Source organism: Fischerella sp. JS2, from assembly GCF_032393985.1.
Classification (GTDB): Bacteria; Cyanobacteriota; Cyanobacteriia; order Cyanobacteriales; family Nostocaceae; genus Fischerella.
Map to the genome: position 1 here is coordinate 4464866 of NZ_CP135918.1, position 16616 is coordinate 4481481.

The 16616-nt window shown below is 38.2% G+C and carries 12 protein-coding genes; 11 read left to right on the forward strand and 1 reads right to left on the reverse strand.

The genetic code is table 11. From position 1 onward, the window contains the following. The first annotated feature begins 33 nt into the window (after window positions 1-33). From RS893_RS18925 to RS893_RS18970, 10 genes are all read left to right on the forward strand, one after another. Entirely contained in the window at window positions 34-1230 is a 1197-nt protein-coding gene (locus RS893_RS18925; RefSeq protein WP_315786861.1) for a glycosyltransferase family 4 protein, read from the forward strand. Between the two features lie 4 nt (window positions 1231-1234). After that, entirely contained in the window at window positions 1235-3112 is a 1878-nt protein-coding gene (hepA, locus tag RS893_RS18930) for a heterocyst formation ABC transporter subunit HepA (RefSeq protein WP_315786864.1), read from the forward strand. Window positions 3113-3144: 32 nt separating this feature from the next. Further along, window positions 3145-4329, forward strand: coding sequence for a glycosyltransferase family 4 protein (locus RS893_RS18935; protein ID WP_315786867.1), 1185 nt, complete (start codon window positions 3145-3147; stop codon window positions 4327-4329). 182 nt (window positions 4330-4511) lie between these two features. Further along, complete coding sequence (locus RS893_RS18940; protein ID WP_315786870.1) at window positions 4512-5678, forward strand: glycosyltransferase family 4 protein; 1167 nt, start codon at window positions 4512-4514, stop codon at window positions 5676-5678. Window positions 5679-5727: 49 nt separating this feature from the next. Next, window positions 5728-6099: a hypothetical protein gene (locus RS893_RS18945; RefSeq protein ID WP_315786873.1), complete on the forward strand. Its 372-nt coding sequence runs from the start codon at window positions 5728-5730 to the stop codon at window positions 6097-6099. 231 nt (window positions 6100-6330) lie between these two features. After that, a complete protein-coding gene (locus tag RS893_RS18950) occupies window positions 6331-6894 on the forward strand; it encodes a glycosyltransferase family 4 protein (protein WP_315786876.1) in 564 nt (187 codons plus the stop codon). Window positions 6895-7371: 477 nt separating this feature from the next. Next, window positions 7372-7764: a hypothetical protein gene (locus RS893_RS18955; RefSeq protein ID WP_315786879.1), complete on the forward strand. Its 393-nt coding sequence runs from the start codon at window positions 7372-7374 to the stop codon at window positions 7762-7764. A gap of 679 nt (window positions 7765-8443) precedes the next feature. After that, the gene (locus RS893_RS18960) at window positions 8444-9343 is read left to right on the forward strand and encodes a lysophospholipase (protein WP_315786881.1); all 900 of its coding nucleotides are present in this window, start codon (window positions 8444-8446) and stop codon (window positions 9341-9343) included. Between the two features lie 467 nt (window positions 9344-9810). Beyond that, window positions 9811-12111, forward strand: coding sequence for an AMP-dependent synthetase/ligase (locus RS893_RS18965; RefSeq protein ID WP_396336373.1), 2301 nt, complete (start codon window positions 9811-9813; stop codon window positions 12109-12111). A 173-nt stretch (window positions 12112-12284) separates the two neighbouring features. Continuing rightward, window positions 12285-14654 carry a 3-hydroxyacyl-CoA dehydrogenase/enoyl-CoA hydratase family protein gene (locus RS893_RS18970; RefSeq protein ID WP_315786884.1) on the forward strand — a complete coding sequence of 790 codons (2370 nt, stop codon included), beginning with the start codon at window positions 12285-12287 and terminating at the stop codon, window positions 14652-14654. A 94-nt stretch (window positions 14655-14748) separates the two neighbouring features. On the opposite strand, the gene RS893_RS18975 is transcribed toward RS893_RS18970, so the two are convergent. After that, window positions 14749-15099 carry a four helix bundle protein gene (locus RS893_RS18975; protein WP_315786887.1) on the reverse strand — a complete coding sequence of 117 codons (351 nt, stop codon included), beginning with the start codon at window positions 15097-15099 and terminating at the stop codon, window positions 14749-14751. Window positions 15100-15368: 269 nt separating this feature from the next. Here RS893_RS18975 and RS893_RS18980 point away from each other — a divergent pair, with 269 nt between their 5' ends. Further along, on the forward strand, window positions 15369-16550 hold the full coding sequence (locus RS893_RS18980; protein ID WP_315786890.1) for an acetyl-CoA C-acyltransferase: 1182 nt from the start codon (window positions 15369-15371) through the stop codon (window positions 16548-16550). The last annotated feature ends 66 nt before the right edge of the window (window positions 16551-16616 follow it).

Genomic DNA, 16616 nt, shown 5'->3' on the forward strand with positions numbered 1-16616 from the left:
GTGTTTATCTGTGTTCGTTAACAAAACTTAATTATGCACCTGATTGTTTTAGAACTAGAACCAACTTCTTGTCGGGGTGGACAGGAAATAGTCCTATTTGATATTTGTCGTGGTCTTGCTCAAAGAGGACATACTATTAGTCTGGTTTATACGAAAGTAGGGAATTTACTTGAGCAGTATCAAAAGTTTTGTAGCCATGTTATCAAGGCTAATTTATTTACAATTTATCCACCACAATCTAACTTTCAATTTATAGTTGATATTTTGAAAATAAATAGGAATATCCCAGCTAGCAAAAATAGTATCTTGCTTAGTAATCAGTATCAAGATACTTTTTTTGCTCGTGCTTTAGCTTTATCAAAAAATATACCTTTGGTATGTTATTTGCATTTACCTCCATCTCATAGAATATTAATTGGTAACACCGCAATAAAAAGTGTAAAACAGTTTTTTAGAGAGTCATATATTAGATGGCAGTGGCAAACTGGACTCAAAGGTGTGGCACAGTTTATTGCTGTTTCAAATCAAACGAAGCGAGATTGGGTTATAAAGGGCTATCCAGAAGATAGAATTGAGGTCGTACATAACGGAATTAACCTAGAAATATACACATCTCCAATTAATTTTGCCCTTAGGAGAAAAGAATGGAATATCTTTGAAGATACCAGAGTAATTTCCTATATTGGTAGGTTAGATCCAGAAAAGGGATTAGAAACGCTAATTAAAGCATTTGCTATTTTGCTGATAAGCGGTGCTAAAACTCAATTATTAATTGCTGGAAAACCGATCAACGAGAATGAGGAATATCAAAAATCCTTAGAACAGTTAATAATCGATTTGGGCATAGAAAATTATGTTAGCTTTCTAGGTCATATAACTAATACCACCAGTTTATACCAGGTAAGTGATGTCACAGTTCTACCTAGTTTATGGTCAGAGCCTTTTGGAAGGGTAATTGTAGAATCAATGGCATGTGGAACTCCTGTGGTGGCTAGTCACGTTGGAGGAATACCGGAGATTTTGACAGGAGAGTTTCAAAAAGGACTGTTTGAACCAGGAAATGAACGAGATTTATCAGATACTCTCAATCGAGTTATGAATTGGAGAGAGAATGACTCCGAGTTAGGGCAAAGATGCCGTGAGCATGTGTTAACAAAATTCAGTTTGGACACAATGATTGATGGTGTTGAAAAAGTATTTGAACGCCGATTAAGTCCAGCGAGGAACTAGGACTATGATATTTACTGCTGTAGGAAATTACATACATTTTAAACTGGCAATTACAATTTCTAAGCTGTTAAAAGCTACAAGTTTTTGGCAAGATAATTATTTTATCTTCCGAGAGTTCAAATACTTTCCTCGCATGGCAATTTTGGCTCTGTTATATCTTCTCATAGCAGCAGTTTTAGAAGGATTTGGTATTGGTTTTATTCTGTCGTTTTTACAAAGTTTGACCAATCCTAGCGCACCACCAATCCAAACAGGTATTGCCTGGTTTGATGTTTGGATATTAGGAGTAAATGCTCCTGCTGCTGATCGCATCTATCGAATATGTGCGCTGATTATTATGACAACATGGTTACGTTCACTTTTTAATTACTTAGGACAGGTTTATAATCAGAAAACTCAGTTGCATCTTGCTGACCGACTGCGTAGACGAGTTTTTGAACAATTGCAAGCATTAAGTCTGAGTTATTTTACCAAGACGCGTTCTGGTGATTTAATCAATAGCATCACATCTGAGATATACCAGCTAATACAAGCTTTTAATGTAATTTCTTTTGTTTTTACCAAGAGTTCAATTTTATTGGTTTATATAGTGTCAATGTTATTACTATCGTGGCAACTGACGCTGATTTCTGTGATGCTGTTTAGTTTGCTATCGGTAGGGATGACAACATTATTAGGACGGGTACGGGAGGCTAGTTTTGAAAGGACAATTGCTGGTAGCTGGTATACTTCAGTGGCGCTGGAATTTATCAATGGTATTCGCACAGTTCAGGCATTTGCAGCTCAAGACTATGAGCGCAAACGGTTTTATGATGCTAGTACCAAGCTCCTAAAAAGTGCGACCAAATCTGTTTCAGCGATGTCATTGATAGAACCCATCTCAGAAGGGGTTTCGATCACAATGCTGATTGGAATGCTGATTCTAGCATTTAGGTTCCTAATTCAGAATGGACTGTTGGAATCAGCTTCGCTGTTGACATTTTTATTCGTCTTACTGCGTGTTGCACCAAATGTGCGTGCGATCGATGCAGCCAGAGCGCAGTTCAACAATTTTCAAGGAGCATTTCACAATATTAAGGAACTGCTGAGAACCGACAACAAAACTTACTTACAAAATGGTAAAGTTCAGTTTGCAGGATTGCAGCGAGCCATCAGGTTTGTAGGTGTAGATTTTGGCTACGATGCGAATGAATTGGTATTACATAATATTTCTCTAACTATCGAACGGGGAAAGATGACAGCACTAGTTGGCGCATCTGGTGCTGGTAAATCAACATTGGCTGATTTAATTCCAAGATTTTACGATCCAACCAGAGGTAAAATTCTTATAGATGGTGTAAATCTGCGAGAATACGAGATTAACTCCCTGCGCCGCAAGATAGCTGTCGTCAGTCAGGATACATTCATTTTTAATACTTCTGTCCGCAATAATATTGCCTATGCAATGGAAGAGGTAGATGAAGCTGCAATTATGGAAGCAGCTCGATTGGCTCATGCGCTGGAATTTATTCAAGAGTTACCAGAAGGCTTTGATACCCAGCTTGGAGATCGAGGAGTGCGCCTATCTGGAGGACAACGTCAGCGTATAGCGATCGCTCGTGCTTTGCTGCGTGATCCAGATATTCTGATCTTAGATGAGGCGACGAGTGCCTTAGACTCTGTGTCTGAAAGGTTAATTCAAGAGTCTTTAGACAAGCTTGCTGTTGGTCGAACAGTGATTGCGATCGCTCATCGCCTTTCTACAATTGTCCGAGCCAATAAAGTCGTAGTCCTTGAGCAGGGACGCATTATAGAGCAAGGGGGATATCAAGAGTTATTAGCACAGCATGGCAAACTCTGGAAATATCACCAACTTCAGCATGAATTGAGTCAAGTAGGCTAGAACAGTCTGAAATTTCCAAAACCTGCAAACATATGCACCTGATTGTTTTAGAAAATGAACCGTCTTCTTGTCGTGGTGGACAAGAATTGAGTCTGTTTGAAGTTTGTCGCGCTCTGTCTGAACGTGGACATAAAATTAGTTTAATTTATATACAAGAAGGAAATTTACTTGAGGGTTATCAAGCTTTTTGTGACCAGATTCTTAAGATTAATCGTTACGTATTTGATCGAAGAAAAACTACTGAAGTATTAGAGTTTATTGCTAGTCTTGCTGCTGCTAGTAAGATTACAGCAAGTAAAAATAGTGTGGTATTAATCAATCAATATCATGAGGCTTTTTTTGGTTCTTGTTTATCATTTTTTAAAAATACTAATTTTGTTTCTTTTCTAAGAATACCCCCATTCGCGTTTAATAGTCAAAAACGCATTGGAATTAAAGGCATTAATAAGTTTATTGCAGTTTCAAATCATACAAAGTTTGATTGGGTGAAATTTGGGATTGCAGCAGATAAAATAGATGTTGTCTACAATGGAACAAATACAGAAAAATTTAAACTATTAGATAAACTATTAGAAAACAATATTGCAAAGAAAAAAGAATGGAATATTCCTGAATATTTTAGAGTCATCACCTATGTAGGCAGACTAGATAAAACTAAGGGTTTAGAAACATTAATTGGAGCCTTTGCTTTACTTGTAAAAAGTGGTATTAATGCCAAGTTATTGGTTGCTGGTAAGCCTTTAGTTCATTTAGGAGAAGATGGAAAAGAAAGTCCAATCATAGGCGAAAAATACAAACTATCTTTACAACAGCTATCAAAGGATTTAGGTATAGAAAAGAATGTGGATTTTTTGGGACATGTAGCAGATACAGTCTCCCTTTACCAAGTTAGTGATATCACAGTTTTACCTAGTCAATGGTCAGAACCTTTTGGCAGAGTCATTATTGAATCAATGGCTTGTGGAACTCCTGTGGTAGCTAGCAGAATTGGTGGTATTCCCGAAGTTTTGACCGGAGAATTTCAACAATGGCTGTTTGAACCTGGTAATCAACTAGATTTAGCAGATAAATTGAATCGGATTATTCATTGGAGAGATCGTGATTTTCATTTAGCTTATAGGTGTCGTGAGCATGTTTTAAGCAAGTTCACTATAGACAAAATGATTGATGGTATTGAGAAAGTGCTATTGCAGGTTGTCAAACAATCAACCTGTTGAGAAACTTTCAATATGCTTCTATTAATTTCCCGTGAAGATGTACTTAATATAAGAAAAAAACTGCAAAGAATACAAAGGAATAGAGGCATATTCATTAAGTGCAAATTTATAGAGAATTGAATTAGTACAAGAAAATTGGACAAGATTAGAAAAATAAAAATTTAAGGAGATTTTATTAGTTTATGCATCTAGCATACGTTACTAGTTATAATGTTTTAGACAACTCGGATTGGCCTGAAAATTTAGTAGGACTTCGAGGAGCAGGTTATCATTTAGCACAACACTTAGAAAAGCAATCTGTACAACTTGATTATATCGGACCATTGAAGCAAGAATATAGATTTATAAATAGGTTTAAGAGAAAATTTTATAGGAAATTTTTGCATAAAGTTTATGCCTGCTGGGCAGATCCAGCAGTGATCAGAGACTATGCAGATCAAGTTTCTAAAAAGTTATCTAGTTCCAGCGCAAAGATAGTTCTATGCCCAGAGAATGCTCAAACAATAGCATATCTCGAATGTAAGCAGCCTATTGTTCTCTGGACAGATGCACCTCAGACAGTATTAATTGATTTTTATTCTATTTTTAGCAATTTTTGTAATGAGTCCAAAAGACACGTATATGCTTTAGAGAAAGCAGCATTAGATAGAAGTAAATTAGTGATATTTTTATCAGATTGGGCTGCTCAAAATGCTATCAAAATTTATGGAATTAACCCATCTAAAATAAGAGTAGTTCCTTGGGGAGCAAATATAGAATGTAATAGAACCTATGAGGATATTAATAATATATTGAAATCTAAAAATACACGTTATTGTAGATTATTATTTATTGGAGTTGACTGGTTAAGGAAAGGAGGAGATACGGTACTAGAGGTAGCTAAAGAATTAAATCAAGTTGGCTTGAATACAGAATTAATAGTAGTTGGTTCCGAACCTCCCACAAGTGAAAGCTTTCCCAATTACGTCAAATTTCTTGGTTTTATTAATAAATATACAACAGAAGGTATTAAGCAAATCAATGAATTATTTTGTACATCTCATTTCTTAATTGTACCTTCCAGAGCAGAAACTTATGGACACGTTTTTTGTGAAGCCAACTCTTTTGGACTTCCTTCTTTAGCTACAAATGTTGGTGGTATACCAACTATTATCAAAGATGGTGTCAATGGAAAAACTTTTGCAATTAACTCTAGCGTGAAAGAATACTCTAATTATATTGCTGATCTCATGTCTAATTATAATGAATATAAAAGATTAGCTCACTCATCATTTCATGAATATCAATCTCGTTTAAATTGGGCAGTAGCTGCAAAAACTGCAAAAAAATTAATTATGGAGCTAGTGTAGTAGTGCAAAAAAAAGTTACTAATAATTTGAAAATAAAATTGGTAGTCTTATGCATTTTATTGGTTTAGAAAACGAACTTTCTTCTTTTCGTGGTGGACAGGAATTAAACATGTTTGAGATTTGCAATGGACTATCTCAACGCGGACACAATATTAGTCTGATTTATTTAAAATCAGGAAATCTTTTGAAAGAATATCGGAAATTTTGTAATTATATATCACAAGTGAATAGTTATGAATTTAATCGGTATAAAATTAATGAAATATTGGATTTCTTGTCTGGAATTTTTAGTACCATAAATATGCCAGTAACAAAAAACAGTGTTATTTTTGCAATGCCTATGATTTCATTTTTTTGGTTATGTTTTATCTCTGCTGAAAAACATCCCTTTTATTTGTTATTTTCAAATTCCGCCTTTTAGTAACAATTTTAACTATCAAAAAATACTTGGTTTTAAGAATGCAAAAAAATTTATTTCTGTATCGAATCAAACAAAGATCGTTTGGGTACAATGTGGCATTGAAGAGAATAAAATTGATATTGTATATAATGGCACTAATACAGAAAAGTTTAAACTTTCAGAAAACTTATTTAATCTTAGAAAGAAATGGAAAATATCAGAAAATATTAGAGTAATATCATATGTAGGAGATTGGACAAAGATAAAGGATTAGAAACGCTAATTGCAGCCTTTTCTTTACTTATAAAAAGTGGTATTAATGCCAAGTTATTGATTGCTGGAAATCCTATACTTCACTTTGCTGCTGATGGGAAAGAACATCCGGAAGAAGGTGAAAAATACAAGCGTTCCTTGGAAAGGTTATCCATAGATTTAGGTATAGAAAATAAAGTGGATTTTTTGGGACATGTAGCAGATACAGTCTCCCTTTATCAAGTTAGTGATGTCACAGTTTTACCTAGTCAATGGTCAGAACCTTTTGGCAGAGTCATTATTGAATCAATGGCTTGTGGAACTCCTGTGGTAGCTAGCAGAATTGGTGGTATTCCCGAAGTTTTGACCGGAGAATTTCAACAATGGCTGTTTGAACCTGGTAATCAACTAGATTTAGCAGATAAATTGAATCGGATTATTCATTGGAGAGATCGTGATTTTCATTTAGCTTATAGGTGTCGTGAGCATATTTTAGGCAAGTTCACTATAGACAAAATGATTGATGGTATTGAGAAAGTGCTATTGCAGGTTACTAAACAGTGAAAAATGTTATATCCATGAAAATTTTTAGTAATAGAAATTGGCAAAAATTTAGGCTTTAAATATTAGATTTTCTGCAAAAATCAGGATAATTATTAATTACAAACGCAGATGTAGACGCGCTCATAGGCTTAAGTCAGAGTACATTGATGTTATCGATATTTATTGGTGTTTATCGGTGTTTATCGGTGTTAGTTTTTTTGAAAAAAGATTTTTGTAAGGTCTATTGCTTCCAAATTAGACTAATATAGTATTTTAGTGAATCTTCAAAATCATCCGTGAAAAGCTTTTATTCAATTTAATATTGAAAATTAGATTAGCCCATCAAGGATACAGCAAATTTACCATCGAATGCGAGTATTTGATTGAGCAAATGTACCGCCCATCCTACGAGCATAGTATCTAACAAATTATAACAATACTATCTTTGGTTACTGGGAATAAATGATAAACTGAGAAAAATTTCTTGAGGAAGTGTTGATGGCACGGACAAACGGCTTTAAAGGTGAAACATCAGCGGAAGTTTCATCAGAGAATTTAAATTCTGAAGATACAGCAGCAATTAAAGATTCGCCTAAACAAGTGGAAGAGATCCAGGATATTGATGACGTATTGAATTCTCTAAAAACCTTACTAAGTACTGTAGAAAAGCTGCAAAAAGTCCGGCAGGAAGTGGGTGACATTAAACCTTTGCTGATGCGGATGCTTGATGGAGAATTGCTTGCTGGTGAAGAACTTGAGCAACTCAAGTCAGGTGTAAGTGGTCTTGTTCGTCTGGTTCGTACTTATAGTGAACATCAAGCAGCATTGGCTAAAGCACAACCTGCTAGAAACCTGCTAGATCAAGTGTTAAAAGGGAATAAAGCTGATTAAAAGTCGTACATAGCGATCGCCTACACCTTGATAGGTAACAGGTACTCTTGCAATAGGAAATAGAGAAAAAATGTACAATGCAGGCAATTGCAACCAAACTTTATTGATCTTGTATAATTTTATATTACGTATAAGTTATTTTATATAGAAATCCTATTTGATGTTTGCGAAGCTAGGTACACCGAAGAGTCTTCTTTCCTATTGTAAGAGTGCCTGTTAAGAGTTCCCTATTCCCTATTGCCTATCTCTACGATTAATTTCCCCAAATCAAAGCGGACTATTATATCCTCTAATCGTTAGATGATTGTTCGATACAAATAAGCTATATTTGTTATTACAAAGATGCACCATAGCTTTTAAAACCTAAGTTTTGAGACCTAACAAATTTCTGAATCAATTTGTATCAAGGTTTCAAGACGCAGATTACTGATGCTAACATTTTTACATAGGTAGAATCGATGCTTAACTTGGTAAGCGCCGTAAAGTAGCGACCAAATAGTTAAGAGGAGATCTACGGTAAAAATTTAACTAAGTAATAGCTGATTAGTTGTCATAATTTGTAGCAGAACTTTAGCGATCGCTACATTAGAAAGACTACTAATTGCACAAACTACAACCAAAAAACTCCAATTGCGTCTTGAGCCTGAATTGTAGAAAAACGCATTTGGTAGGTACAGCAATGACACACATCGAAGGAACCTTCATAGGAGCAGGAGGGCTTAATCTTTATTATCAAAGCTGGCAGCCAGAGGGAGAATTACGGGCAATTATTGCTATAGTACACGGCTTGGGAGCGCATAGCGGATTATTTATCAATGCCGTGCAGCATTTATTGCCTTTGGGTTATGCTGTCTACGCTTTCGATCTACGAGGACATGGGCGATCGCCTGGACAACGAGGACATATTAATTCCTGGGCAGAGTTGCGAGAAGATTTGCATACCTTTTTGACACATATTCAGGAACAAAGTTCTGGTTGTGCATATTTTTTGTGGGGTCATAGTTTAGGCGCAGTCATAGCTGTAGATTACGCCTTGCGCTTTCCTCAAAGCTTGCAGGGATTAATCCTAACAGCACCTGCTTTAGGAAAAGTTAACCTGCCTCTGTTAAAAGTGGCACTGGGGCGAATGCTTTCACAAGTCTGGCCAAACTTTAGTCTGAAAGTAGGTTTTGATAAGGGTAAAAATTTGCGAGGTCAGAATTATCTCACCATTCAAGACCCACTAAGGCATGAGTATGGTAGTGCGCGACTTGCTGCGGAGTTTTTCGCCACTGAAAAATGGGTTGAAACTCATGCTTGTGAATTACAAGTGCCTTTGCTAATTCTCTATAGCAGTGACGATAAGATCACACCGCCAGAAGGCAGCGTGGCATTTTTCCAAAAAATAGCCTTTCCTGACAAAGAAAGCTATGAGTATGCCGGCGACTACCACGACTTTCATCAGGATATCAATTACCAAAAAATACTTGTAGATTTGGAGAATTGGCTAGAAAGACATTTGGATGGAGAAATAGAAAATCAATCATCAAGGTGTCTGATAAAAATACCTACTTTCAAGACCAAACCTTTGATTCATTAGATGGGTTTCTTTGCGAAAAAGATACAAAGCTTGTCGTTGATCCCCAGCATGGTCTACATTATTATTAGTACAAAAGACCTTAGTTTAAGACATGTAGGCATGAAATAAGCCTAAGCCTAAAACTGAGATGAATTCTATTTTTAATAGATACAAACTTGAAAGGAGAAATTTAGTATTTTTCAAGACTTAGGTATAACAATTATGCATCTTAAATGTACCTAATTTGGCATTAACTTTAACCCAACAATCTTGAGATCATTGATTATCCTTCCTATTTCATAGGAAAAGAACAAATAAAGAACATCTTGGGAACTAGGCAAATATTTTCCTATCTCATAAATGATTTAGGGTTGCTTGACGGAACCCTTATTTGATTTCTGAAAAAATAATCTGATTTTCCTGTTCCCTGTTAAAAGTTCCCTTTCTTACTAATAACGAGGGGAAGAGTCAGAAACTCTTCTTGGAGAATGATGTTATGTACAAATCAGATCTATAAAGCGCCTCCCAACTCTGGAGAAGTAGTGTTAGGGCGTACTTTGCCTTCCTTACTAGATGAAGCGTGCGATCGCACTCCTAACTCCCGTGCTTTCAATCAATTGACACAAACAGGCTGGCAAGCTTTATCTAATCACGAATTTCGCACGACTGTCACAGAATTGGCATTAGGCTTGCTGGATTTGCAACTAGAAGCAGGTGATCGCATTGCTTTACTCATGCACAGCGATGTCTATTTTTGCATTGCTGACATGGGTTCCTTACTTGCAGGTTTGGTGAATGTACCAATTGATTTAACTCAAACAATTGAACACATTATTTTCATTTTGCGGCACACAGAAGCCAAGGCGCTGATTATTTCTGATCTAGACTTGCTCTCTCAAATCATTCCTTACCTGCAAAATGCTACCCAACTCAAAACAATAATAGTTGCTGATGTTCCGATTGAGTGGCATCAAAGGCGACAACAATTAACCTGTGAACAGAATAGGGAATATGAAAAAACACTCAATGATCAAATTAAGATAATTCCTGATAATTTTTGTTTGTCCCTACCACTATTACACTCACCAGCGTCAGCTGCACAATCAGTTATAGATATTCTGCAATGTATTCAAGTTTTTTCACTGGAGGAAATTCGCTCTCAGGGACGGACAAAAATTTCTGAATTTAGTTTTCAGGAACTAAATGGCAAACTGATAGCTAATGACCTGGTCACAATTATTTATATTCCTGGAGTTACTGGAGAACCGCAAGGGGTAATGCTTACCCATGAAAATCTCTCTGCCAATGCAGTGGCAATGTTTACAGGAATACCTGATTTAGGATTGGGAACAGAGGAAATAGTTCTTTCTTTTCTGCCGTTAACCCATGTTTTTGCTCGTGTCCTTGTCTATGGACATATTAAATATGGTCACAGCATTTATTTCAGCAATTCTAATCGGGTATTAAAACACCTCAAAGAAGTCAAGCCAACAATATTTGCTACAGTTCCTTTGCTTTTAGAAAAAGTTTATAACAAGCTTTTAGAAGCAGGAGAAAAAAATCAAAAACAGATTAAAAAAGAAAAACATCTACGGGTAAAATTGCCCCGTCCTAACATTACATTGTCATCCTTAAAGTTTTCTACCAACTGGGTGAGAAAAACTTCGCTTGCTACTTGGCGAGAAGCTACTGTGCGGTTATCTACAACAGGAAGAGCCCTAAAAACACATTTACTTTCGCCACCCAACTCTATTTCAGCGCGTCAATTCTATCTTCCCTTATCTCAATCAGTAATGAATTGGGCAATAAAAATAGCCCAGAAATATGAATTAGGAAAAATACCACAACGTCGATATGCTTTGATGTTGAAATTGGCAGATAGGCTAGTATTTTCACAGTGGCGTGCTGTTTTTGGTAGCAATATAAAATACTTAATTAGCGGAGGTGCTACTTTAAAAGCAGAAATTGCAAATTTATTTGCGGCTGCGGGAATAAAAATTTTGCAAGGCTATGGTTTAACAGAAACTAGTTCAGCCGTAACTTGTAATCGTGGCCAATTCAATCATGCTGGAACTGTAGGTGTAGCGATCGCTGGCGTAGAAATTACGATAGCCGAAGATGGGGAAATTCTCACTAGAAGTCCTTACATTACTCAAGGCTATTACAAAAACCCACAAGCTACCCAGCACCTAATCGACGCTGAAGGTTGGTTACATACAGGCGACTTAGGGGAATTTACATCTGATAGTTTTCTCAAAATTACTGGTTTGAAGAAAAGCCGTTTTAAACTTTCTACAGGTAAGTATGTCACACCACAACCAATAGAAAGCAGGTTAGAAAAATCTCCTTTAGTAACAAAAGCTGTGACTGTAGGTGCTGATCGCAAGTTTTGTGCCATGCTGATTTTTCCTAATTTAGATAATTTACAGCAGCAGGCTTTATCAATAGGAATTGATTTACCAACTGAAGAATTACTTCAGCATCCTTGCATCATGGCTTTATATCAAGGATTGGTGGATGAAGCTAATTGTCATTTGCCTCATTGGTCAACTGTAAAAAAATTCCGGCTAGTTAATGCTAATTTCACTGTTGAGAATGGACTAATAGCATTAAATCAGGAGGTAAATAGAGTCAAAATTTTAGAGATATTTGCTCAAGAAATTAATGCAATATATGAAGAAAAGAGGATGCAAAGAAACGAGAATGCCACAATAGAACAAATAGATAATTTATGTCCGGTGAATCAGAGATTTTCATGTCCTGTGTTTGCTCAATCTCTGAGTTCTTAGCTATTACGCTTGTGGTGAATGAGGAAAGATTTAAACGAACCACAAAGTACGCAAAGTACGCGAAGGTAAGAGGGTGAGAGAGGGTTTTTGCATCGGTTAAGTGAATTTTTGAAAATTAGGTATTTATTCAATCCAAAATCTAAAATCTAAAATTTAAGAAGGAAGGGTGATGTATGTATAAGCCGTTCCAAAAAGCCGCAGTATTGGGTGCGGGAGTGATGGGTTCACAAATCGCCGCCCATTTAGCTAATGCAGGATTAACAGTTCATTTGTTAGATATTGCGGCTCAAGGCGATAATAAAAATGATGTCGTAGAAACAGCTTTTAAAAAAGCGATTAAGCAATCTCCACCGATTTTATTTACAGAAAAAACAGCCCGTCGCGTTATTTTGGGGAATTTTGACGAGCATTTTCACCGCATTGCAGATGTTGATTGGGTAATAGAAGTTGTAGTCGAAAATCTCGCTATTAAACAAGATTTGATGGCGCGGGTAGAAGGTGTAATTAATGATGATACTGTAGTGTCTACTAATACTAGTGGCTTACCTATTCAGGAAATTGCTCAAGGACGGTCTGAGTCTTTTCGGAAGAGGTTTTTAGGCACTCACTTTTTTAATCCGCCACGCTACTTAAAGTTATTAGAGTTAATTCAGACACCGGATACTGAGCCGCAAATCCTGGAAAAAATGCAGTGGTTTGCTTGGATGCATCTTGGTAAAGGCGTAGTAGTAGCCAAAGATACCCCCAACTTTATAGCCAACCGCATAGGTATGTATGCAACTATGCTGGGTATCCGGGGTGTGACTGAGCAAGGTTACACAATAGAAGAAATTGATACATTAACAGGGGTGATTGCTGGACGACCGAAATCAGCGACATTTCGCACGGCTGATTTGGTGGGGTTAGATACTTTGATGTATGTGGCACACAACCTTTACCCAGCTATTCCTGATGATGAAAGCCGGGAAGTCTTTCGAGTGCCACAGTTACTGAAGAAACTCGTAGAAACTGGGTCGTTAGGAGCAAAAACAGGTCAAGGATTTTACAAAAAGCAAGGTAAGGAAATTCTCTCGATTAATCCCACGACACTGGCTTACGAAGCAGCGAAATCGCTTGATTTAGGGGAGATTGAGGCAATTGGGAAAATTGATGATTTAGGCGATCGCTTACGCAAACTCTATCATGATTCTGGTCGTGCAGGTATCTTCTTCCGCAAATTAACATTAGAAATTCTGGGTTACAGCGCCCGTCGCATCCCGGAAATTGCCGACAGGCCAGCAGATATCGACCGGGCAATCCGGTGGGGTTTCGGCTGGGAACTCGGCCCGTTTGAAATTTGGGATGTCCTGGGCTTTGAAACTGTGTTAGCAGATATGAAAGCTGCTGGTATATCTGTACCTGAGTGGGTAGAAAAGATGCACGATTCTGGTGTGCAAAGTTTCTATCAAAAAGATAGACTATCTTGGGCTGAACAAAAGGTAGTCGATGCTTGTGCAGTCTGCATCAGCGAACAACCAAAAGCCCCAACAGATGAAATTCAGATAGCAGCTATCAAAGAAGATGCCAAAAATATCTTGTGGCAAAACTCAGAAGCTTCTTTGTTGAACTTGGGCGATGGAGTTGTTTTGTACGAGTTTCATTCTAAAGGCAATACCCTGACTTTAAAAGCAGTAGAAGGCTTAGCCAAGGTATTAGATATTGTCGAAAATAGTGATTATCGGGGATTAGTTATAGGTAACGACAGTGCCAACTTCTCTGGAGGGGCGAATTTGGCAGAAATGGCCATGTTAGCCCAGACAGATAACGGTAAAGGCATCGCTGATTTAATCGTCAAGTTCCAAACGTTACTGCAACGCATGAAATATTTCCCGAAACCAATTGTCGCTGCAATTGTCGGACGGGTTTTAGGCGGAGGTTGTGAGTTAGTCTTGGCTTGTCCTCATGTAGTCGCCGCCGCAGAAACTTACATTGGACTAGTAGAACTCGGCGTCGGTTTGATTCCTGGAGGTGGCGGCATCATGCGGATGGTGACTTGGGCAGCTGATAAAGCCGTCAGCGAATCACCACAGGATATTCAACCCTTCCTGCGAAAAGTGTTTGAAACTGTTGGCATGGCCAAGGTTTCCAATAGTGCCTATGAAGGACAAGAATTAGGGTTCCTCTCACCAACAACCAAGATTGTGATGAATGCTGATCGACGTTTAACTGTAGCGAAAGCGGAAGTGCTGTGTTTAGACCGCATAGGTTACATGCCACCACCAAAACGTAACGCCGTCATGGTGCTAGGTCGTCCAGCGCGGGCAATGTTGGAACACGCCGTATATGTCATGCAGCAAGGAGGTTTTATTTCGGAGTATGACAGTTATTTAGCAAGCCGCTTGGCTTATGTGATGACAGGCGGAGAATTGACTGTACCTGCTTTGGTTGATGAAAACTACTTATTGAGATTAGAAACAGAGGCGTTTTTACCACTATTACAGCAACCAAAAACTCAGGAACGGATTGCTTATATGTTGAAGACAAAGAAACCTCTCAGAAACTAAGAGAAGGCAGAGGGCAGGAGGCAGAGGGCAGAAGGGAATTATTAAGGCACCAAGGAGGTAGAGATGGCAGAGGGCAGGAGGAAAGAATAAAGGTTTAATGTTTGAGTTTGTTGATGGATGTAACCATGATTTTCTGCATTTCTTTGGCGGACTGGATAAGAGGATTAAATAATTGCTGGTCAGTTAATTTAACTTGTTGGGCAATTATAAGTTGTGTGTCTAATTCTCGTAAGGAGCCTAAAGCAATGTGCAGAAATTGAATATATTCTGATTTACTCTTACGTCCATATCCTTCTGCAATATTTGAAGCTACAGAAACAGCCGAACGTCTGATTTGACTTGTTAAACCGTAAAGTTCTGATTGAGGAAACTTTTGTGTTAATTCATAGCAGTTAACCGCTAATTCAACACTTCTTTTCCAAATAAACTGTTCTCTGTAACTCATAAGTTTTTAAATAAGGCAGAAGATAAACGGCAGAGGGCAGAAAGCTTTCAAATTAAGAAGTAAGAATTGATAAAAAATTAATCTTCCAACGCTTACTTCTTTCTTCGACTATTTAGTTTATTCGTTAATTATTCCCTTGTACCTTTGAAAATCTATCATCTGTCTTAATAATTCCCTTCAGCCCTCATTCTTTCCTCCTGCCCCCTGCCTCCTGTCCTCTGCCTCCTGCCTTAATGATCAACACATTTAAACATTGGTCGGAGTTATTTATGAAAGAAGCCTATATAGTCAGCAGTGTCCGCACACCTGTAGGAAAAGCGCCACGGGGTACGTTACACAATATGCGTCCAGATGATATGGGTGCAGTTGTTGTCAAAGCAGCCATTGAACGAGTTAAAGATTTAGAGCCTGTATACATTGATGATGTCATTATGGGTTGTGCTTTTCCGGAAGCAGAACAGGGATTTAATATTGGGCGGTTAATTGCCCAACGTGCAGGTTTACCTGATTCTGTGGCAGGTATGACGGTGAATCGGTTCTGTGCTTCTGGACTGCAAGCGATCGCAATGGCAACCCAAGCAATTATGGTAGGACATGCGGAGGTGATTGTTGCGGGTGGTGCGGAATCTATGAGTTTGATTCCGATGGGAGGACATTATTTGGCCCCCAACCCAAGAATGATGGTAGATATGCCCAAGGTTTACTGCACGATGGGTATTACAGCCGAAAACGTCATGCAGTATTACGAAATCTCCCGCCAAGAACAGGATGCTTTTGCTTTGCGTTCCCATCAAAAAGCTTTAGTTGCGATCAGGCAAGGTCGGTTTACAGAAGAAATCGTACCACTCGAAGTCCGGGACATACTCTATATTGATGGCACTCCGCGACCGATAGAAAAGGTATTTACGGTGGATGAAGGGCCGCGTCCTGACACCAGTATGGAAGCCTTGATGAAATTACCGCCTGTATTTCGTGTGGGTGGTGGTGTGACAGCCGGTAACTCATCGCAAATGTCAGATGGTGCAGCAGCAACAGTGGTAATCAGCGATCGCATGATGCGGATGCTCGATGTCCGTCCTATGGGTAAGATGTTAGGCTATGCGGTTGCGGGTGTCGCACCAGAAGTGATGGGTATTGGCCCGGTGGAAGCTGTACCTAAAGTTTTAAAACAAGTGGGTTTGACTTTAAATGACATTGGCTTAATCGAACTCAACGAAGCTTTTGCCGCTCAAAGTTTGGCTGTGATTCGTAAACTTGGACTTAACGAGGAAATTGTCAATGTCAATGGTGGTGCGATCGCCCTTGGTCATCCTCTCGGTTGCACTGGTGCGAAACTCACAGCTACTCTCCTCCACGAAATGAAACGGCGTAGTGTCCGTTATGGTTTGGTGACGATGTGTGTTGGTGGGGGAATGGGTGCTGCGGCTGTGTTTGAGAATTTGATGATTTAGTTTTCTTTTTGAAACGCAGAGGGACGCAGAGGTTAGCGCAAAGTCACGCAGAGTGTTTCTGAGGAA

Excerpts from the sequence above, each read along its gene's own strand:
- RS893_RS18945 (WP_315786873.1), top strand. The coding sequence starts at position 5,728 with ATGCATTTTATTGGTTTAGAAAACGAACTTTCTTCTTTTCGTGGTGGA.
- RS893_RS18955 (WP_315786879.1), top strand. The coding sequence starts at position 7,372 with ATGGCACGGACAAACGGCTTTAAAGGTGAAACATCAGCGGAAGTTTCA.
- RS893_RS18975 (WP_315786887.1), bottom strand. The coding sequence starts at position 15,099 with ATGAGTTACAGAGAACAGTTTATTTGGAAAAGAAGTGTTGAATTAGCG.
- RS893_RS18970 (WP_315786884.1), top strand. The coding sequence starts at position 12,285 with ATGTATAAGCCGTTCCAAAAAGCCGCAGTATTGGGTGCGGGAGTGATG.
- hepA (WP_315786864.1), top strand. The coding sequence starts at position 1,235 with ATGATATTTACTGCTGTAGGAAATTACATACATTTTAAACTGGCAATT.
- RS893_RS18925 (WP_315786861.1), top strand. The coding sequence starts at position 34 with ATGCACCTGATTGTTTTAGAACTAGAACCAACTTCTTGTCGGGGTGGA.
- RS893_RS18965 (WP_396336373.1), top strand. The coding sequence starts at position 9,811 with ATGATGTTATGTACAAATCAGATCTATAAAGCGCCTCCCAACTCTGGA.
- RS893_RS18980 (WP_315786890.1), top strand. The coding sequence starts at position 15,369 with ATGAAAGAAGCCTATATAGTCAGCAGTGTCCGCACACCTGTAGGAAAA.
- RS893_RS18935 (WP_315786867.1), top strand. The coding sequence starts at position 3,145 with ATGCACCTGATTGTTTTAGAAAATGAACCGTCTTCTTGTCGTGGTGGA.
- RS893_RS18940 (WP_315786870.1), top strand. The coding sequence starts at position 4,512 with ATGCATCTAGCATACGTTACTAGTTATAATGTTTTAGACAACTCGGAT.
- RS893_RS18960 (WP_315786881.1), top strand. The coding sequence starts at position 8,444 with ATGACACACATCGAAGGAACCTTCATAGGAGCAGGAGGGCTTAATCTT.